The following is a 17856-nucleotide window of genomic DNA, read 5'->3' as shown; positions in this document are numbered from 1 at the left end:
CACCGCGAGAGAGCGCGGGACAGTGACAGTGCCTCACTGCCTCGTTGCCGGACACGAGCAGCGAGGACCTGCACATGCCCCCCGGCACCGGCCGGGCGCGGATTCAGAAGTCGCCCGGTCCGGCGCCCGGCTCCGGTGCCTCGGGACCGCTCGCCGTCGTCAGCCGGCGGTAGGCGGCCCGGGCGTGGACCAGGCGGGCCAGTGCCGTGCCGACGAGGGCCGCGCCGAGCAGGCAGCCCAGCCAGACGGCGTCCCGCCGGCCTGCCCATGTCAGCGTGCCGGCCGGCGGGATGGCGAAGCCGTTGAGGGACAGCCAGCACAGGAGGGCCGTTCCGGGAGCGGCCGTGAAGCGGGCGCAGAGCCCGAGCAGCGCCGCCAGCAGGGAGAGCACGGCCAGTGCGAGTCCCGGACGGCCCGAGCCCACGGTGCCGTTGAGGAGCGCCACCAGGGCGAGGGCGCCGCCGAACGCTCCCGCCCACACCAGCGGAGCCGCGACCGGCCGGGGGACGGGTCTGGCACCGATGCCCAGGGGCACCCACTCGATCATGCTGACGGCTCCTTCCGGTCCCGGACGGCTCCGACCAGGCGTCGGACACCGGCCCTGCGGGCAGATTGTCCCACTGGGACGCGGAGTGACGTACCGGCCGGGGTGGCGTCCGGGGCTCACCGGCCCACCGGGCGCGGGCCCACCGGCTCACCGGCTCACCGGCCGCGGGTTCACCGTCCCACCGGCTCACCCCGCAGGCCCACTGGCCCACCGGCCCACCGGCCGCGGGTTCACCGACCCACCGGTCGCGACCGTGCCCGCGTGCACCCCCGCCCTCCGAAGTCCTCCCGTACCAGCCGCCGTCCGAGCCGCTGTCCCCGCCGCCTGGGTCCTGACCGGGCCTACCGGTCGGCTCCCGCGGGCTCCGATGAGGAGGCCGGAGCCGAGGTCGGGGACGGTGCGGGCGCCGACGGGTCGTCCGCTGCCGTATCTGTGCCGGGCCGGCCACCCGGCACCGTGGCGGGCGTCCTCGCCCCGGGGAGCAGCCTCCCGACGGCCCGCAGGGCGCCGGCGAGCACATCCGCCCGTCCCGCGACGACGGGACCGAGAACGGCGAGGACGAGGACGTATCCGGCGATGAAGGGAGCGAGCCGCGCGTCGAGACCCGCGCCCGCGGCCATGGCTGCCAGGATCAGCGCGAACTCCCCGCGGGCGACCAGCGTGGTGGCGATCTCCGCGGCCGGTTCGGAGCCGTAACCGTACACACGGGCGACGCACAGCCCGGCGATGACGTTCATGACGACGGTCAGTGCCGCCGCAGCGGCGACCGGGCCGGCGACGGAGGCGAGGTCGCCGGGGTCGATGGCGAGTCCGAAGGCGAAGAAGAAGATCGCCGCGAAGGCGTCCCGGAGCGGGTGCACCAGCTCGCGGATGCGTGGTCCCGAGGGGGTGCCCGCGAGGATCAGCCCGACCATGAAGGCGCCGATGGCGTCGGCGACACCGAGGACCTCGGAGACACCGGCCACGAGCACCGCGGCCCCGAGGAAGCTGATGACGAGCAGTTCGTTGTCCCGGGTCGCGATCAGGCGGCCCACGAGCCGGGTGCCGTAGCGCGCCGCGGCGGCCAGCACCAGGAGGAACCCGAAGGCCTTGCCGGCCTGGAGGGCCATGTCCCAGGCGCCGTGCGCGCCCGCGATGACCGGCTGGAGAGCGGCCAGATACAGCGCGAGGAAGATGTCCTCCACGACGATGACACCGAGGATCAGACGGGTCTCCGGGCGGCCGATCCGGCCCAGGTCGATGAGGATCTTGGTGACGATCGCGGAGGAGGAGATGCCGAGCACGCCGGCGAGCACCAGCGCCTCTCGCACGCCCCAGCCGAGGACGAAGCCGAAGCCGAGCCCGGCGCCGACGTTCAGCAGCAGGTAGATGCCGCCGGCGGTCAGCAGCCGTTTGCCGCCGTTCTTGAGGTCGTCGAGGTGGAACTCCAGGCCCAGGTAGAAGAGCAGCAGCACCAGTCCGAGCGCGGAGAGCATCTCGAAGTCGTGCGCGTCCTCCACCAGGACGAAACCGGGTGTGTGGGGGCCGAGCAGGATGCCGGCGAGCATGAACAGGGGGATCGTCGGAAGTCCGATCCTGCCGCCGAGGCGGGCGAAGAACGCGGCGGCCAGAAAGGCGCCGCCCATGGCGAGCAGGGTGTCAGCGTGTCCCACGGGCCACCGCCTTCGACCGCGCGGAGGGTCGGGAGGGCTTCACTTGACTGGGATGGATGCGCATTCTCCTTCGTGTGTGACGCGTCATCTGTCGTACGGCCGGACGTCATTGGCCGGCACCGGTGCCGTGACACCGCTCCCGGGCCGGACGGGGGCGCGGACCGGACCGCGCAGTGCACGGGCGGACGCCCCCGCCGGACCGCGCACGGACGGACGCCCCGGCCGGACCGCGGAGCGCACGGACGGACGGTCGGGCGCCAGGACCCGGGCCGCGTCCACGGCACTACACGACGGTGACCACGTGCCGCCCCGGCACCCGGGGCGCGGACGGCACACCCGGAACAGGCCGTGCGGCGACGCCCGCGGACGGGCGGGACGGGGGCTTGTCCGCGACGTTCCCCGGCCCACGGGAAGACCCCGGAGCGCGGCGTCGCTCCACGGTCACACACCGGGCCGGTGCCGCGACATCGGGGACGGCACCCATAAGTTCCGGTGACCGACACCCATCGCCGGCCGGGAACGCGCGTCGTCACGCGGCCGAGGAATACCGGCTGTGCGGGGAAAGGCAGTACGCCGCGGCCGACGCCGGCCGCTCGCCACGGCTTTCGCCGACCGCCCTACGAAGTCCGCCCCGCCGCGGGCTGCGGCGGGGCGGACGACGTCGCGGACGGTCCGTCAGCACGGCGTGGCTGCCATCAGCTTCTCGAAGGAAGCCATGCAGTCCGGGCAGTGACGTGCCCGTTCGCCGTCGGATGCCTCTATACGTTCGCGGAGTCGCTGTCCGCACAGGGTGGCCGCGGCCTGTTTGGCCATCACGTGCCACACCAACGCTCCGCCCGCCTTCTCCGGGCCCACGCACATTTCGTACATGATCGGCCTCCCAGCCTGGACGCCGCTGACACCCTCCAGGAGACACCGGATCGACCGTCACCAGTAATGTGTGGGGGCCATTCGGGTGACGGCCGCTTCGTCCCTCAGAGGTGGTGACGCACCCGGACGGATAGAAACGATCTGCCAATCGGCCCTACCCGGCTGGGCGCGTGACGTGGCGTCGACGCAGGCGGCCGGGGTTCGGATGCTCTGGTCGGATGGCGACACAGACCGAACCGATCACGCCGGTCCCGGCGGCGGAACCCCGCAGCAAGGGGCGGGCGATCATCTCCTGGCTGACCACGACCGATCACAAGCGGATCGGCCATCTGTACCTCATCACGTCGTTCGCGTTCTTCCTGATCGCCGGCGTGCTGGCGATGCTGATCCGGGCGGAGCTGGCCCGGCCCGGGTTGCAGGTGCTCTCCAACGAGCAGTACAACCAGGCCTTCACGATGCACGGCACGATCATGCTGCTGCTGTTCGCCACCCCGACCTTCGCCGGATTCGCGAACGCGGTCATGCCGTTGCAGATCGGCTCCCCTGACGTGGCCTTCCCGCGGCTGAACATGCTGTCGTACTGGCTGTTCCTCTTCGGCGGGCTGATCGTGCTCGCCGGCTTCCTCACCCCGCAGGGCGCCGCGGACTTCGGCTGGACCGCCTACACGCCGTTGAGCGGCCCGCTCCACGCGCCCTACCTCGGCGGTGACCTGTGGATCATGGGGCTGGCGCTGTCCGGGTTCGGCACCATCCTGGGGTCGGTCAACTTCATCACCACGATCATCTGCATGCGCGCACCCGGGCTGACCATCTTCCGCATGCCGATCTTCGTCTGGAACGTGCTGCTGACCTCGGTCCTGGTGCTGCTGGCCTTCCCGGTGCTGGCGGCGGCGCTGCTGGTGCTGGAGGCGGACCGGCACTTCGGCGCGCACGTGTTCGACGCCGAGAACGGCGGGGCGATCCTGTGGCAGCACCTGTTCTGGTTCTTCGGCCACCCCGAGGTGTACATCCTCGCGCTGCCGTTCTTCGGCGTGGTCACCGAGATCATCCCGGTCTTCGCCCGTAAGCCGGTCTTCGGTTACATGGGGCTGGTCGGTGCCACCATCGCCATCGCCGGGCTGTCGGCGACCGTCTGGGCGCACCACATGTTCGCCACCGGTGCCGTGCTGCTGCCGTTCTTCTCCTTCCTGACGTATCTCATCGCCGTCCCCACCGGCGTGAAGTTCTTCAACTGGATCGGCACGATGTGGAAGGGGTCCCTGTCCTTCGAACCGCCGATGCTGTGGGCGGCCGGCTTCCTGGTGACGTTCCTCTTCGGCGGCCTGACCGGGGTGATCCTCGGCTCGCCGCCGCTGGACTGGCACGTCACCGACTCGTACTTCGTCGTGGCGCACTTCCACTACGTCCTGTTCGGCACGATCGTGTTCGCGATGTTCGGCGGGTTCAGCTTCTGGTGGCCGAAGATGACGGGCCGCATGCTCGACCACCGGCTGGAGAAGGTGCACTTCTGGACGCTGTTCGTGGGTTTCCACACCACGTTCCTGGTGCAGCACTGGCTCGGTGTGGAGGGCATGCCGCGCCGGTACGCCGACTACCTGGCCGTCGACGGCTTCACGGCTCTCAACACCCTCTCCTCCATCGGCGCGTTCCTGCTCGGCCTGTCCACGCTGCCGTTCCTGTACAACGTGTGGAAGACCGCCCGGTACGGCCGGCCGGTCGGGGTCGACGACCCCTGGGGGTACGGGCGTTCACTGGAGTGGGCGACGTCGTGTCCCCCGCCGCGCCACAACTTCCACGCACTGCCGCGCGTGCGCTCCGAGTCGCCGGCCTTCGACCTCAACCATCCCGAACTCGTCCGGCTCGACCAGGCGGAGCAGACGGGGCGGCGCGACGCCGTGGAGCCGGGGCAGGGACAGGGGCACAAGGGTGACCGCTGACACCGACCGTCGGTACGTCGAAGTCCGGGGGCAGCGACGCGGTCTTCGTCGGCCCACAGGCCCAAAGGGTCGAGCAGTACGAGGTTGCCGTCGAACCGCATGGCCGGCACCGCTCCCCCGGCGGCGGCCTGACCGCCGGGCGGCGATCACCGTGCCGGGCGGGCAAGGGCCGTGAACGGGCTGCTCGGTGGGTTCGTGGAGCCACAGGCTATGGTCCGTGCCTGCCACCAGCAGGGCGGGGAGGTCGCCCGGCACCCGGTCCGGGGCGGGCTGCACCGGGGCGGTTACGGACCCGCCGGCGTAGATCTGCGACGCGGGCCCCGTCACCGGCACCTTTGCCGTTGACGCACGTGCCGGGCAGCGCATCCGCGGCATGGCCCGCCGGGGGCGCGCCTCGGCGGTGGTCGCGGCTTCGGCGGCCGGGTGGGCCTCCGTGGGAGGGGTACTCCGTCCTGTCGCGAGGGCCCGCCCCGGACGGCCGGGCCCTGCCCCGTACTCCCGGACAGGATCGGATCACCCTCATGTCCCCGTCCCCGGACGACTCCCTGCGGATCCACTTCGTCGGCAACGCGACCGTGCTGCTCCAGTACCGCGCGCTGAGCCTGCTCACCGATCCGAACTTCCTCCACCGCGGCCAGCGCGCCCACCTCGGGTACGGCCTGGTGAGCCGCCGTCTGACCGAGCCCGCGCTCGACCCCGGCGACCTGCCGGAACTGGACGCCGTACTGCTGTCGCATCTGCACGGCGACCACTGGGACCGCCGGGCCCGGCGGCACCTGTCCCGGTCGCTGCCGATCGTCACCACCCCGCACGCCTCCCGCCGGCTGCAGGGCGTGCACGGGTTCCACCGGGCCGTGGGGCTGCGCACCTGGCAGGAGGAGACCGTGCGGCACACGGGCGCGCAGGTGCGCATCACGGCGCTGCCCGGCCGGCACGCCGGGCAGTCCGTCCTGCGGCGCCTGCTGCCGCCGGTGATGGGCAGCCTGCTGGAGTTCGGCCCGGCCGGCGGTCCCCCGCGGCACCGGATCTACGTGTCCGGCGACACACTGCTCTTCGACGGACTGGACGAGATCGCCCGGCGCTTTCCCGGACCGGACCTCGCCGTGCTGCACCTCGGCGGCACGACGCTGCCCGGCGGATTCGTGGTGACCATGGACGGACGCCAGGGCGCGGAACTCGCCCGTCGCCTCGGCCCCCGGCTGATCCTGCCGGTGCACTACGGCGACTACACCGTCTTCCGCTCCCCGCTCGACGACTTCCTGGCCGAGGCCGACCGGGAGGGGCTCGCCGACCGGATCGTGCACTGCCGGCACGGTCAGCGTGCCGTCATCGGCCCGGACGGCGGGCCGCCCGTCGTGACGTAGCGGGCGGCGACCGCCGCGGCCGTTCAGTGCAGTTTGTCGACGGCCGTGACCGTGGTGGCTCGGAAGTCGGACACCTGAGCGTGCGCGAAGGTGCCCATCTGTCCCCACTGCACGACGGTCACCGTCCTGCCGTCCCGGCCTACCGAGAACAGGCCGATGTCGGAGGCACCCCACTCGGCGACCGTGTGGACGCCGTAGACGTGGGCGCCCTCCTCCACGTCCAGCCGGCCGTAGTACTTCTGCGTGGCGGTGATGTCGGGGTACTGCTCCATCACCGTCCGCGCGCAGTCGGCGAGGTCCTCGCGCAGCAGGGCGGCGAACTCCCTGGCCCGCTGTGTGCTGCGCTCGACGACCGTGACCTGGAGGGCGCCGGTGTCGTACTCCGTCCAGTACCGGCGGTAGGAGGCGGTGGAGGGCAGCGCGTCGCCCACGCACATCGGCAGCGGGTCCGGCTGACCGGCGGTGACCGGTCCGGCGTACCAGCCGGAGGCGGGGTGCGGCGGCAGCTCGGCCGGCTCCAGGAAGACGGGCGGGTCAAAGGGCGGCGGCGCCGCGGTCGCCGGGACAGTGGCCACGGCGATTGCGGCACCGGCCGCCGATGCGGTCACGGCGGCGCGGACCCATCGGTTTCGGATGTACATGTCTCCCCCATGTCGGTTCGTCGGTATCGGTCGGCTTTTCCCCGTACGACCTGTACGACCTGACATGAGAGAGAAGGGTTGCCCTGTCCGTGCTGAGAATTCACCCGGCCGTGTTGTCGGTGCGCATCCGCACCTGCTCCTCGAGCCGCCGCAGGCTGCTGTCGAGGGCGTCGGCGACGGCGCGCTGCCCGGGGTCGTGGCCCTCGTCGAAGAATGACAGGTGCACCGTCACCTCGCTGGCTCCGCTGCCGATGCCGGCGACCTGGAGCCAGCCGGCGTAGCTGCCCTCCTCGCGGGTGCCCCATTCGAGCCGCATCTGCTCGGGCCGGGCACTCAGCAGTGCGGAGGTGTCCTGGTCGGTGCGGTCCTCGTGCACGGTGACGGCCGGCGGTTCCTCGGGTTCCACGTGCAGGTCCCGGGGCAGCCAGGTGTCCAGCTGCCCGACGTTCGCGGCCTGGTCGAAGACCTGCTCGGGCTGGGCCGGCATGGTGCGTGAACGCTCGTACTCGGTCATGAGGCGCCACTCCTTCGCGCTCGGTGCCGTACGGGGTGACGCGTGCCCTGTTCTGCCCGGGCCGAAGCGCGCGGCGGGTGATCCGCTCGACGCACGACCCGCTCGACGGGCGGGGCCCGGCGCGCGGTGCCAGACTGCTGCGCAGCGTGCCCCGGCACGACGGGTTTCTCGACGAGGGGAGGCGAGGTGTCGACGTCCGAGGCGAGCGACATGCTGCTCCAGGAGTTTCTCGCCGATCCGGGCCATCTGACGCTGGACCTGGGCACCGCCGTGGCCCGTTGCACCAAGGCCCTGGACCTCCAGCACGCCGTGGTCTACCTCGTCGACCTGCAGCAACGGCATCTCGTACCGCAGACCGACGTGGCGTCGGCCATGCCCGTCGACGGCTCACTCGCGGGCTGGGCCTACCGTACGCAGGCGCTGCGGGTGGAGGAGTCGGAGACGGGCGGTGTCACGGCCTGGCTGCCCCTGGTGGACGGCGCCGAGCGGCTCGGCGTGCTGGCGGTGCACGCGTCGGCGCTCACCTCCGCCACGCTTGTCCGGGGGCGGGCGCTGGCCTCGCTGCTGGCCATGATGATCACCTCGAAGCGGGCCTTCGAGGACTCCTTCGTCCGGCACACCCGTACCGAACGGATGCACCTGCCCTCCGAGATGCTCCGCGCGTTCCTGCCGCCGCGCACCATCGGCAACGCGCACGTCGTGTCGACGGCCGTCCTCGAACCGGCCTACGAGCTCGGCGGCGACGCCTTCGACCATTCGCTCACCCAGACGACGCTGCACGTCTCGGTCATCGACTCCATGGGTCACGACCTGGCCTCCGGGCTGACCAGCGCGGTGGCGCTGGCCGCCTGCCGCAACGCCCGGCGCAACGGCGCGGACCTGCCCGCGCTCGTGGAGTGCGTCGACGACGCGCTGGCCCGCTGGCTGCCGGATCAGTACTGCACCGCTGTCATCGCCCAGCTGGAGTTCGATACCGGTCTGCTGCGCTGGAGCAACTGCGGCCACCCCGCGCCACTCCTGATCCGGGACGAGCAGTTGATCGTCGACGCCCTGGAGCGGGACGCCGACCCGCCGATGGGCGCGCCGGCCCAGCTTTCACCCGAGCCGCGCCGGACGCACGAGATGAGCCTGCAACCCGGCGACCGGGTGCTGATGTACACCGACGGGGTCACCGAGGCGCGTACCCGGGAGGAAAAGCTGTTCGGGCTCGAACGGTTCGCGGACTACGTCATCCGGGCCACGGCGGGCGGCGAGCTGGCGCCCGAGTCACTGCGGCGCCTGATCCACTCGATCCTGGACTCGCAGAGCGGCGGGCAGCTGCGGGACGACGCCACGATCCTGATGTTCGAATGGCGGCCTCCGGTCTGCTGACGTCGGGCCACGGTGGCCGCCGCTTCAGACCCGGTGCCCCCGCGCACGCAGCCAGTCGTGCACGGTGTCCTTGTCGGACGGGGTGATCCGGACGGGTCCCTCCACGTAGGGGCCCTCGTCCTCGGTGAAACCGGTGTCCGTGATCCTCGCGGTGACCCAGGTGGCCAGGTCCTGGGCGTCCGACTCGGACAGCGCGCCCCGTTCCCAGCCGGCGCGGGCCTCGCGGGCCGCGACGCGGTCGTGCCGTTCGGTCTCCGCCAGCCATGCCGCGACCAGCCGTTCCACGGTCCCGATCCGGCGGGCCGCGGACCCGTTCCGCTGCCGCTCCTGCTTGTCGTCCATACCGTCCGAGTGCCCGGATTCCTGCCGGTGCCTCACCTTCGGAAGGGCCTTCGGGACGGTCTTCGGGACGGCCTTCGTGTCGGCGGTACCGCGCCGGGTACCCGAAACATCGGAGAAGGGCAATTCCGATTCGGCACGATCCAGTCCGGTCCGGTCCGGTCCGCACAAGGCGACAGCCCGGGAAGGGGACAGCAATGACGCAGCCCGCCGACGACCGCGCTCTCGACCAGCGCGCCGGCGTTTCGGAGCTCCGTCTGGCCGCGGGGGACCCCGAACTCGTCCCCCAGAACGACGTACGCCACGAAGATCTCCCGCTCGACCGCAACCAGGCGATCCTGCAGGCGGCCAAGCAGGTGGGCTCGATCCTGAAGAAGGAGGAGCACCCGTTCGCGCTGGCCGGCAGCGTCGCCGTCTACGCGCACGGCGGCACCCAGAACCTCCAGCACGACGTCGACTTCTGCATCCGGCCCGACGACGCGGAGGCCGTCGCCACCACGCTGCGGGAAGCGGGCCTGGCGGTGTACACGCCGCCCGAGGACTGGCTGCTGAAGGCGAACTGCCTGGGACAACAGGTCGACCTCATCTTCGAACTGGCGCACGAGCCGGTCACGGCGCAACTGCTGGCACGGGCCCAGGATCTCTCGGTCGACTCGGTCCTCATGCCGGTCCTGTCGCCGACCGACCTGCTCCGCGGTCTGCTGGCGGCCTTCTCGGAGCACCACTGCGACTTCGGGGCGGTGCTGCCGATCGCCCGCACACTGCGGGAGAAGATCGACTGGGACGAACTGCGCCGCGACTGCGGCGACGCACCGATGCCCGCCGCGTTCTTCTTCATCCTCGAACGGCTGGAGATCATCCCCCCGCCCCATATCGCGCAGGAGGAGCAGCGATGAGCGACCCCGTCGCACACCAGGGACCCGCGGCGAGCGACACCGCTGCCGCGGCCGGGAACGTCGAGTACCGCGTCGCCCACCTGCACGACCGGCTCGCCGCCGAGGAGCTCGGCGAGCTGGGCGTCCGGGCCGAGATCCGGGCCGGCGCGATCGTGATCACCGGCACGGTGCCGTCCGCCCAGTGCCGCGAGACCGTGCTGCGCGTCGCCCACGAGGAGCTGGCCGGGCTCACCGTGCACACCGACGTCGTGGTGGCGGAGACGACCGGCCCCGACCATGCGGAGGAGCTGTGATGATCCGCGTCGCCGCCGTCGGGGACATCCACATGGGACCCGACAGCCAGGGACTGCTGCGGCCCGCCTTCGAGACCCTGCCCGACTGCGCCGACCTGCTGCTGCTCGCCGGGGACCTCACCCGGCACGGCACGCCTCAGGAGGCACGGGTGGTGGCACAGGAGGTACGCGACCTGCCGGTGCCGGTGGTGGCCGTCCTCGGCAACCACGACCACCACGACGAGCGGCCCGAGAAGGTCACCGCCCTCCTCCAGGACGCCGGCGTCAGGGTCCTGGAGGGCGAGGGGACCGTCGTGGAGTGCGCCGGGACCCGGGTGGGGATCGCCGGGACCAAGGGGTTCGGCGGCGGTTTCGTCGGGCGCAGCGCGGGAGAGTTCGGCGAGCCGATCATGAAGGAGTTCGTCCGCACCACACGCCGCTCGGCGGACAGCCTGCACGCCGCGCTGAAGGAGCTGGCCGACGACGGCTGCACCGTCCGGGTGGCGCTGACCCACTTCTCCCCCGTGGCCGACACGCTCGCCGGGGAGCCGCCGGAGATCCACCCGTTCCTCGGCAGCTATCTCCTGGCCGAGGCGATCGACACGGCCGGCGCGGACCTCGCCGTCCACGGCCACGCCCACCTGGGCTCGGAGCACGGGATGACGGCGGGCGGGGTGCGGGTGCGCAACGTGGCCCAGCCCGTCATCCGCCGGGCGTTCAACGTCTACCAGTTGGGCGCGGCCTGACCGCGGACGGGCGCGTCAGGGCCGGCCGGTGTCGTCCGTGGCGCGTCCGAGACAGGTGACGTCCGCGGGATCCAGACCCGCCGTCTCGATCACATGGAAGCCCATACGGTCGTAGAAGGCCCTGGCCGGCGTATTGGCCGTGGCCATGACCAGGTGGACGGCCGGTACGCCGCGCTCCCGCAGCGCCCGCCAGAACGTGCGCATCAGCGACCGGCCGTGTCCGCGGCCCTGCCATTCGGGCAGCAGGTCGATGTGCAGATGGGCCGGGTACGCGGCCAGCTCGGGGACGATCATCCGCTCCGGGTCGTGCAGCAGTGTGGCCATGACCTCGTCCGGGGTGCCGGGCGGGCCCTGTGGCGCCGGGTAGCGGTCCGCGAACCGCGGCAGCCACTTGACACGGAACTCCTCCGCGAAACGCGGGGTGTCCGCCGTGCCGAGGATGTAGCCGACGGCCCGGCCCTCTCCGTCGTCCAGTACGAAAGCCAGGTCCGGGTCCAGGTGGACATAAGGGGCGGCGAAGATGGCGGGCAGGACGGCTGGGTCGGCGTACACAGGCCGGCTGTCCCGGCCGTTGTGCGCGGTGCGGATGCAGATGTCGTCGAGGGCCGGGGCGTCGGCGGGACGGTAGGGGCGCACGGAGGCAGTCGGGGTCATCGCAGCATCCTGCCCGTTTGGGAGCGCTCCCACAAGTGATCCGCGTAGGGAAACGGGGCCCGGGTACCCGCTGGCCGGCAGTGTGGCGGAAGTTGGCGGGAGGCCGGCGATGGAGGATTCGGCGGACCGGATCGCGCGGCCGTGGGGCGGCAGGGTGCCCTACGGGCGGCACGAGCCGTGGCCGGCGCGGGTGGACACGTTCCTCGCGGACGGGGTGGAGCCCGGGGCGGTGCAGCGGTGGGTGCAGTCGGCGTCGATCCTGCACTCCGACGGCGACGCCATGGACATCGCGGTGACCGACGGCCGGATGGTGGGAGTCCGGGGCCGGGGCACCGATCGGGTCAACCGCGGCCGGCTCGGGCCGAAGGACCTGTTCGGGTGGCAGGCGAACGCCTCCCGGGACCGGCTGACCCGGCCGCTGGTGCGGCGGGACGGACGGCTGGTGGAGACGGACTGGGACACGGCGATGGACCTGGTGGCCGCCCGCTCGCGCGGGCTCCTCGACGAGCGGGGCCCTGGCTCGATCGGTTTCTACACCTCCGGCCAGCTGTTCCTCGAGGAGTACTACACCCTCACGGTGCTCGCCCGGGCCGGCATCGGCACCAACCACCTCGACGGCAACACCCGGCTGTGTACGTCGACGGCCGCGGAGGCGCTGAAGGAGACCTTCGGCTGCGACGGTCAGCCCGGCAGCTACGACGACTTCGACCACGCCGACGTGGTCGCGCTGTTCGGCCACAACATCGCCGAGACCCAGCCCGTGCAGTGGATGCGGCTCCTGGACCGGCTGGAGGGGGACGATCCGCCCCGCCTGCTGTGCGTCGACCCCCGCCCCACGCGGGTGGCCCGGCACGCGGCCGTGCACCTCGCGCCCCGCGGCGGCACCAACGTCGCCCTGCTCAACGCGCTGCTGCACGAGACGATCCGGCACGACAGGATCGACCGGGACTTCATCGCCGCGCACACCGTCGGCTTCGAGGAGCTGGCCGACCGCGTCGCCGACTGCACGCCCAAGTGGGCCGCGGACATCTGCGACGTCCCCGCCGCCCGGATCGAGGAGGCGGCCGAACTCGTCGGCACCACCGACGCGTTGGTCTCCACCGCTCTGCAGGGCGTCTACCAGTCCCACCAGGCCACCGCCGCCGCGGTGCAGATCAACAACCTGCACCTGATCCGGGGCATGCTGGGCCGCCCCGGCGCCGGCCTGCTCCAGATGAACGGCCAGCCCACCGCCCAGAACACCCGCGAGTGCGGCGCCAACGGCGACCTGCCGGGCTTTCGCAACTGGCAGAACGACGCCCATGTCGCCGACCTCGCCAAGGTGTGGAACGTCGATCCGGAGACCATCCCGCACTACGCGCCGCCCACACACGCGATGCAGATGTACCGGTACGCCGAGCAGGGCTCGATCCGGATGCTGTGGATCAGCGGCACCAACCCCGCCGTCTCGCTGCCCGAACTCTCCCGGATCCGCTCGATCCTGACGCAGGAACGGCTGTTCACAGTGGTGCAGGACCTGTTCCTCACGGAGACCGCGCAGCTGGCCGACGTGGTGCTGCCGGCCGCGACCTGGGGCGAGAAGACCGGCGCGCTCACCAACGCGGACCGCACGGTGCACCTGTCCCAGAAGGCGGTCGAGCCGCCCGGCGAGGCCAGACCCGACCTGGACATCTTCCTGGACTACGCGCGGCGCATGGACTTCCGGGACAAGGACGGCGGCCCGCTGATCACCTGGGAGGACCCCGAGTCGGCGTTCGAGGCGTGGAAGCGGTGCAGCGCGGGCCGCCCCTGCGACTACACGGGCTTGTCCTACGCCAAGCTGCGCGACACCAGCGGCATCCAGTGGCCCTGCGACGAGTCGGCCCCGGAGGGCACCGCGCGGCTCTACACGGACGGCTTCGGCTGGGCCCATCCGGACCTGTGCGAGAGCTACGGCAAGGACCTGGAGACGGGGGCGTCGCAGGAGGTCGCCGAGTACCGCTCCCTCAACCCCGACGGCAAGGCGATGCTGAAGGCCGCCGCCTACCGGCCGCCGCACGAGGAGCCGGACGAGGAGTATCCGTTCCAGCTCACCACGGGCCGGACGATCTACCACTTCCACACCCGTACGAAGACCGGGCGGGCGCCCCAGCTCCGCGACGCCGCCCCGGACGTGTGGGTGGAGATCTCCACCGCGGACGCGGACCGGCTCGGCCTCGGTGAGGGCGACCTGGTCGAGGTCACCGGCAGGCGGGGGTCCCTGCGGGGGCGGCTGCGGGTGACCGGCATCCGGCCGGGGCTGCTGTTCGTGCCGTTCCACTACGGCTACTGGGACACCGAGGACGGGTCCGGGCCGGGCCGGGACGCTCCCGGGCGGGCCGCCAACGAGACGACCGTCACCGACTGGGACCCGGCCTCCAAGCAGCCGCTGTTCAAGACGGCCACCGCCGCGCTCACCCTCGTCGAGCGCGGAGACGGGCGGCCGTCCCGGGCACCCACCACCACCGCGTCGGCACCGGCCGCCGCCGGCGTCGCGCGGCCCACCGCGGGCGGACCGGCGGCGCACACGGCACAGACGCCGGCACGGTTCCCGCACGGCCGCGAGGAAGGCGCCGCCCGGTGAACGGCATCACCCTGACCCTGCGCACGCTGCACCGCGGCGAACGGCACCTGGCGCACGACCTGGTGACCGTCGCCGAACGGCACCGCGCCGAGCACGAGGTCCACCACGTCGCCACCGACCTCGCCGTCTGGTCCCGCGCACACGTCCGGCATCTCGCGGAGATCGCCGGGCACCGCGGCGTGAAGCTGGGAGAGGCGCCGGACCACTCCTCGGGCGGCCTCTTCGCGACGCTGCGCGAGAAGGCGTCGCAGGCGGTGGTGCACCGGCCCGAGCCGGGTCTGCTGCTCCTGCGCGACCTGCGGGAGCTGCACGTCGCCGCCGCGGAGAACTCCCTGCACTGGGAGATGCTCGCCCAGGCCGCCCAGGCGTCACGCGACAGCGACCTGCTGGGGCTCGTCTCCTCCTGCCATCCGCAGACGCTGCGCCAGATGCGCTGGACCAACACCATGCTCAAGAACCTGTCGCCGCAGCTTCTCAACAGTCTGTGACCTGCGCGGGGCCCGCGCGGCGCGGGGCCCGCGAGCGTCGGTGGCCGGCCGGGCGCCGAATGGCGCCGCCCGGTCCGGGCACCTGATGATCCCAGTAGGCGTCACACCTTCGGTGATCCCCGCCGGTCTGGGCCAGTACCTCTTCGAGAGAGCGAGAGAGCGTCATGAGTCTTTTGCGTATGGTCGGCCGCCCGTTGCTCGCCTCGATGTTCGTCGCGGGCGGTCTGCAGTGCCTGCGCAGGCCGCAGGACGTGGCCCCGGCCGCGGAGCCGATCGTGCGGCCGGTCGCCGACCGCGTGCCGGTGCTGCCGGACCGCACCGAACAACTCGTCCGGCTCAACGGCGCCGCCCACGTGGCCGGCGGGATCATGCTCGGGCTCGGCCGCTGTCCGCGGCTCGCCGCGCTGGCCCTCGCGGCGACGCTGGTCCCCACCACACTGGCGGCGCACCGCTACTGGGAGGCGGAGGACCCGTCCGACCGCGCCCAGCAGCGGGTCCACTTCCTGAAGAACCTGTCCATGATGGGCGGGCTGCTGATCGCGGCCGACGACACCGGCAGTGCCCCCTCCCTGCTGTGGCGGGGCCGGCACGCCGCCCGTGACCTGCGGCACGACGCCGATCTGGTACAGCGTTCGATCCGGGCCACGGCAGGCCCCGCGGCGGCCGTGGGTGGCGTCCGGGCCAGGCTCGGCGTGCGAAGCCGCAACTGCCGGTCGTCATGGCCGGTCCGGGCCCGGCACCGGTGAACCCGGGCGTTAGCCCACCGAGTGCGGGGGGACCCGACGCTCGTGGCGGGTCGGTCCCGTAACCGCCACGACCTGGCTGGAGGTGGAACATGGGACACGGAGGAAACGTCATCGACGAGCTGACGACCGATCACCGTGAGGTCGAGGAGCTCTTCGGCAGGATCGAGGCGCTGCCGCCCGGTCACAAGGACCGGAAGCTGTACGCCGATCAGGCCACGATCGAGCTGATCCGGCATTCGGTGGCGGAGGAGGCGTATCTCTACCCGGCCGTTCGCGAGCACGTGGCGAACGGGGGCGCCCTCGCGGACAAGGAGCTCGAGGACCACGCCGAGGCCGAGCAGATCATGAAGGACCTGGAGGGCTGCGCGGCGGACGACGCCGAGTTCGACCGGTTGATCGGCATGCTGATGAGCGAGATCCGCGAACACGTCGCCGACGAGGAGGGCAACCTCTTCCCGAGGCTCCGCGAGGCGTGCCCCGCCGAGGCCCTGGACCAGTTGGGTGACAAGGTCCGCCAGGCGAAGAAGACGGCTCCGACGCGACCGCACCCTTCCGCCCCGGACAAGCCCCCGATGAACAAGCTCCTGGCACCCGGCGCGGGCATGGTCGACCGGGTGCGGGACGCGATGTCGGGACGGGGCAAGCCCGGCTGACCGCGCCGCCACAGGCACCCGTGCCATCGGCACCTCGTGACGAGGGGCCCGTCGCCGATACGAAGGCGAGGGGCCCCTCGTCCTGGGACACGGCATCGTGGGGCTGTTTCAGGCGCACCACCCCGCCCGCTGGGACACGGCATCGTGGGACTGCTTCAGGCCCACCACTCCCCCGCCCGTTCGTTCGTCGCCGTCGGGACCGGATCGGGCCGTCCGCGGAGGGAGTCGACGGTGCGTTCCAGACCGTCCTGCCAGGTCACTCCCGGCAGCCACCCGAAGATCTCACGGGCGAAGCCGGTGACCGGCCGGGGCTCGGCGGGCCCCTCACCGGTCGCCTCGACGAACGCCAGCGGCGAGCCGGAGCCGGCCAGGTCGATCACCAGGCGGGCGATCTCCACGGCCGTGGGCTCCTCGTCGCCGCCGATGTCCACGGGCCGTACCGAGCGGCCTGCCGCGACCAGCAGCACGCCGTCGACCATGTCGTCGACATAGCAGAGGGGGTGTGTCCGACGGCCGTCCCCGGTGACGGTGACCGGCCGGCCGGCCAGGGCCTGCCGGATGAAGGCGGCCGGTGTTCCCCCGTCGTCCGTCCGCATGCCGGGGCCGTAGCCGGTGAAAAGCCGGACGATCCCGGCGTTCGAACCGTGGGCGCCCGCGTGCGCGGCGACCAGGGCCTCGGAGAACCGGACGGCCTCGGCGCAGGCGCTGTGCGGGCCGACCGGGTCGGCGTCGCTCCCGCGGTGGGCGTCGGGCGGCGAGGAGGCGAGGAGGAACCGGGCGCCGTCCCGGCCGGCGACGGCCAGCGCCGCGCGGGTGCCGAGACTGCCGGCGTCGAGGATCTCCACGGGCCGGTCCGGCCAGGCGGCCTGGGACGCGGGGCCCGCCAGGTGCAGGACCAGGTCGTAGGGGCCGGTGAGCGCGTCCGCGCAGCCGGGTTCGGAGATGTCCCGTTCCAGGAAGCGGAAGCCGGGACGGCCGGCGAGGTGGGCCACCTTCTCGGCACGCCCCGTGGAGAGGTTGTCGAGGCAGTCGACTTCGACACCCGAATCGAGCAGGCGGGTGCACAGATGGGAGCCGAGGAAGCCCGCGCCGCCGATCACCAGGGCGCGGTCCCAGGGCGGACGGGCCGCTGCCCGCGGGCTGAACGCCGCCATCGGCATCATGAGGACGACCTTCCTTCCTCCGAAGCGCTGACGGAGCACTGACGGAGCGCTGACGAGCGTGGCCCCGGGTGCCCCACCGAGTCGTTTTCATGCTCTGACGGCTGCCGTGGACCCCTTCGGCACGGCCCGCGCGATCGGCCGTACGGGGCGGGCGGGGCCGCTGTGGCCACCGTCACGGCTGCCGGCTCCGGCGCCGGGGGATGCCGGAGGCTGTGATCAAGCCCACTCGCCGCGTCAAGTACATTCACCGTACCGGGACTTGAGCCAGATCGACCGAGCTGGAAGGCATGCACCGGCGATGACTCGCCGGTCCCTTCTGTCACGATGGTCGGCGCCGTCAAACCGGCTCAGTGGAGTGGCCGCGCAACGCAGCCGGCCTTCGCACTCCCGTCCCCTTCCTC

Annotated in this window: 17 protein-coding genes; 10 read left to right on the top strand and 7 right to left on the bottom strand. The window is 72.3% G+C overall.

Features of this window, described 5'->3' with window-relative positions:
* Positions 1 to 103: 103 nt before the first annotated feature.
* Complete coding sequence (locus ACH4F2_RS12335; RefSeq protein WP_398132653.1) at positions 104 to 547, bottom strand: hypothetical protein; 444 nt, start codon at positions 545 to 547, stop codon at positions 104 to 106.
* A gap of 341 nt (positions 548 to 888) precedes the next feature.
* Positions 889 to 2199 carry a cation:proton antiporter gene (locus tag ACH4F2_RS12330; protein ID WP_398132652.1) on the bottom strand — a complete coding sequence of 437 codons (1311 nt, stop codon included), beginning with the start codon at positions 2197 to 2199 and terminating at the stop codon, positions 889 to 891.
* 1088 nt (positions 2200 to 3287) lie between these two features.
* On the opposite strand from ACH4F2_RS12330, the gene ctaD reads away from it, so the two are divergent.
* The gene (ctaD, locus tag ACH4F2_RS12325; RefSeq protein WP_398132651.1) at positions 3288 to 5006 is read left to right on the top strand and encodes a cytochrome c oxidase subunit I; all 1719 of its coding nucleotides are present in this window, start codon (positions 3288 to 3290) and stop codon (positions 5004 to 5006) included.
* A 521-nt stretch (positions 5007 to 5527) separates the two neighbouring features.
* A complete protein-coding gene (locus tag ACH4F2_RS12320; protein ID WP_398132650.1) occupies positions 5528 to 6370 on the top strand; it encodes an MBL fold metallo-hydrolase in 843 nt (280 codons plus the stop codon).
* Positions 6371 to 6393: 23 nt separating this feature from the next.
* Here ACH4F2_RS12320 and ACH4F2_RS12315 read toward each other — a convergent pair whose 3' ends face one another.
* Together ACH4F2_RS12315 and ACH4F2_RS12310 are read right to left on the bottom strand one after the other, a co-directional pair.
* Positions 6394 to 7011, bottom strand: coding sequence for a hypothetical protein (locus ACH4F2_RS12315; protein ID WP_398132649.1), 618 nt, complete (start codon positions 7009 to 7011; stop codon positions 6394 to 6396).
* 100 nt (positions 7012 to 7111) lie between these two features.
* Entirely contained in the window at positions 7112 to 7525 is a 414-nt protein-coding gene (locus ACH4F2_RS12310) for an SRPBCC family protein (RefSeq protein ID WP_398132648.1), read from the bottom strand.
* A gap of 186 nt (positions 7526 to 7711) precedes the next feature.
* Here ACH4F2_RS12310 and ACH4F2_RS12305 point away from each other — a divergent pair, with 186 nt between their 5' ends.
* Complete coding sequence (locus tag ACH4F2_RS12305; protein ID WP_398132647.1) at positions 7712 to 8896, top strand: PP2C family protein-serine/threonine phosphatase; 1185 nt, start codon at positions 7712 to 7714, stop codon at positions 8894 to 8896.
* A 24-nt stretch (positions 8897 to 8920) separates the two neighbouring features.
* Here ACH4F2_RS12305 and ACH4F2_RS12300 read toward each other — a convergent pair whose 3' ends face one another.
* A complete protein-coding gene (locus tag ACH4F2_RS12300; RefSeq protein WP_398132646.1) occupies positions 8921 to 9238 on the bottom strand; it encodes a hypothetical protein in 318 nt (105 codons plus the stop codon).
* 194 nt (positions 9239 to 9432) lie between these two features.
* Here ACH4F2_RS12300 and ACH4F2_RS12295 point away from each other — a divergent pair, with 194 nt between their 5' ends.
* Genes ACH4F2_RS12295 through ACH4F2_RS12285 form a run of 3 tightly spaced genes read left to right on the top strand, consistent with a single transcriptional unit; the run spans position 9433 to position 11149 of the window.
* Positions 9433 to 10131, top strand: a complete 699-nt coding sequence (locus ACH4F2_RS12295; protein ID WP_398132645.1) for a nucleotidyltransferase family protein — start codon at positions 9433 to 9435, stop codon at positions 10129 to 10131.
* Positions 10128 to 10424 carry a BON domain-containing protein gene (locus ACH4F2_RS12290; RefSeq protein WP_398132644.1) on the top strand — a complete coding sequence of 99 codons (297 nt, stop codon included), beginning with the start codon at positions 10128 to 10130 and terminating at the stop codon, positions 10422 to 10424. Before ACH4F2_RS12295 ends, ACH4F2_RS12290 begins: the two co-directional genes overlap by 4 nt.
* Positions 10424 to 11149 (top strand): metallophosphoesterase, encoded by a 726-nt coding sequence (locus tag ACH4F2_RS12285; RefSeq protein WP_398132643.1) that lies wholly within the window; start codon positions 10424 to 10426, stop codon positions 11147 to 11149. Before ACH4F2_RS12290 ends, ACH4F2_RS12285 begins: the two co-directional genes overlap by 1 nt.
* Before the next feature lie 15 nt (positions 11150 to 11164).
* Here the strand turns inward: ACH4F2_RS12285 and ACH4F2_RS12280 are convergent, their stop codons facing one another.
* The gene (locus tag ACH4F2_RS12280; RefSeq protein WP_398132642.1) at positions 11165 to 11803 is read right to left on the bottom strand and encodes a GNAT family N-acetyltransferase; all 639 of its coding nucleotides are present in this window, start codon (positions 11801 to 11803) and stop codon (positions 11165 to 11167) included.
* A gap of 109 nt (positions 11804 to 11912) precedes the next feature.
* On the opposite strand from ACH4F2_RS12280, the gene ACH4F2_RS12275 reads away from it, so the two are divergent.
* From ACH4F2_RS12275 to ACH4F2_RS12260, 4 genes are all read left to right on the top strand, one after another.
* Positions 11913 to 14405 carry a molybdopterin oxidoreductase family protein gene (locus tag ACH4F2_RS12275; protein WP_398132641.1) on the top strand — a complete coding sequence of 831 codons (2493 nt, stop codon included), beginning with the start codon at positions 11913 to 11915 and terminating at the stop codon, positions 14403 to 14405.
* On the top strand, positions 14402 to 14893 hold the full coding sequence (locus ACH4F2_RS12270; protein WP_398132640.1) for a hypothetical protein: 492 nt from the start codon (positions 14402 to 14404) through the stop codon (positions 14891 to 14893). The genes ACH4F2_RS12275 and ACH4F2_RS12270 overlap by 4 nt, the downstream gene beginning before the upstream one ends.
* 164 nt (positions 14894 to 15057) lie before the next feature.
* On the top strand, positions 15058 to 15639 hold the full coding sequence (locus ACH4F2_RS12265; protein ID WP_398132639.1) for a DoxX family protein: 582 nt from the start codon (positions 15058 to 15060) through the stop codon (positions 15637 to 15639).
* A gap of 89 nt (positions 15640 to 15728) precedes the next feature.
* On the top strand, positions 15729 to 16292 hold the full coding sequence (locus ACH4F2_RS12260; RefSeq protein ID WP_398132638.1) for a hemerythrin domain-containing protein: 564 nt from the start codon (positions 15729 to 15731) through the stop codon (positions 16290 to 16292).
* 155 nt (positions 16293 to 16447) lie between these two features.
* Here the strand turns inward: ACH4F2_RS12260 and ACH4F2_RS12255 are convergent, their stop codons facing one another.
* On the bottom strand, positions 16448 to 17455 hold the full coding sequence (locus tag ACH4F2_RS12255) for an NAD-dependent epimerase/dehydratase family protein (protein WP_398132637.1): 1008 nt from the start codon (positions 17453 to 17455) through the stop codon (positions 16448 to 16450).
* Positions 17456 to 17856: the final 401 nt, after the last annotated feature.

It is taken from the genome of Streptomyces sp. NPDC017890 (genome assembly GCF_044328675.1).
In the GTDB taxonomy this organism is placed as follows: domain Bacteria; phylum Actinomycetota; class Actinomycetes; order Streptomycetales; family Streptomycetaceae; genus Streptomyces.
This window is presented reverse-complemented; position numbering and strand designations above follow the sequence as displayed.

Excerpts from the sequence above, each read along its gene's own strand:
- ACH4F2_RS12335 (WP_398132653.1), bottom strand. The coding sequence starts at position 547 with ATGATCGAGTGGGTGCCCCTGGGCATCGGTGCCAGACCCGTCCCCCGG.
- ctaD (WP_398132651.1), top strand. The coding sequence starts at position 3,288 with ATGGCGACACAGACCGAACCGATCACGCCGGTCCCGGCGGCGGAACCC.
- ACH4F2_RS12320 (WP_398132650.1), top strand. The coding sequence starts at position 5,528 with ATGTCCCCGTCCCCGGACGACTCCCTGCGGATCCACTTCGTCGGCAAC.
- ACH4F2_RS12315 (WP_398132649.1), bottom strand. The coding sequence starts at position 7,011 with ATGTACATCCGAAACCGATGGGTCCGCGCCGCCGTGACCGCATCGGCG.
- ACH4F2_RS12310 (WP_398132648.1), bottom strand. The coding sequence starts at position 7,525 with ATGACCGAGTACGAGCGTTCACGCACCATGCCGGCCCAGCCCGAGCAG.
- ACH4F2_RS12300 (WP_398132646.1), bottom strand. The coding sequence starts at position 9,238 with ATGGACGACAAGCAGGAGCGGCAGCGGAACGGGTCCGCGGCCCGCCGG.
- ACH4F2_RS12295 (WP_398132645.1), top strand. The coding sequence starts at position 9,433 with ATGACGCAGCCCGCCGACGACCGCGCTCTCGACCAGCGCGCCGGCGTT.
- ACH4F2_RS12290 (WP_398132644.1), top strand. The coding sequence starts at position 10,128 with ATGAGCGACCCCGTCGCACACCAGGGACCCGCGGCGAGCGACACCGCT.
- ACH4F2_RS12285 (WP_398132643.1), top strand. The coding sequence starts at position 10,424 with ATGATCCGCGTCGCCGCCGTCGGGGACATCCACATGGGACCCGACAGC.
- ACH4F2_RS12280 (WP_398132642.1), bottom strand. The coding sequence starts at position 11,803 with ATGACCCCGACTGCCTCCGTGCGCCCCTACCGTCCCGCCGACGCCCCG.
- ACH4F2_RS12275 (WP_398132641.1), top strand. The coding sequence starts at position 11,913 with ATGGAGGATTCGGCGGACCGGATCGCGCGGCCGTGGGGCGGCAGGGTG.
- ACH4F2_RS12265 (WP_398132639.1), top strand. The coding sequence starts at position 15,058 with ATGAGTCTTTTGCGTATGGTCGGCCGCCCGTTGCTCGCCTCGATGTTC.
- ACH4F2_RS12260 (WP_398132638.1), top strand. The coding sequence starts at position 15,729 with ATGGGACACGGAGGAAACGTCATCGACGAGCTGACGACCGATCACCGT.
- ACH4F2_RS12255 (WP_398132637.1), bottom strand. The coding sequence starts at position 17,455 with ATGATGCCGATGGCGGCGTTCAGCCCGCGGGCAGCGGCCCGTCCGCCC.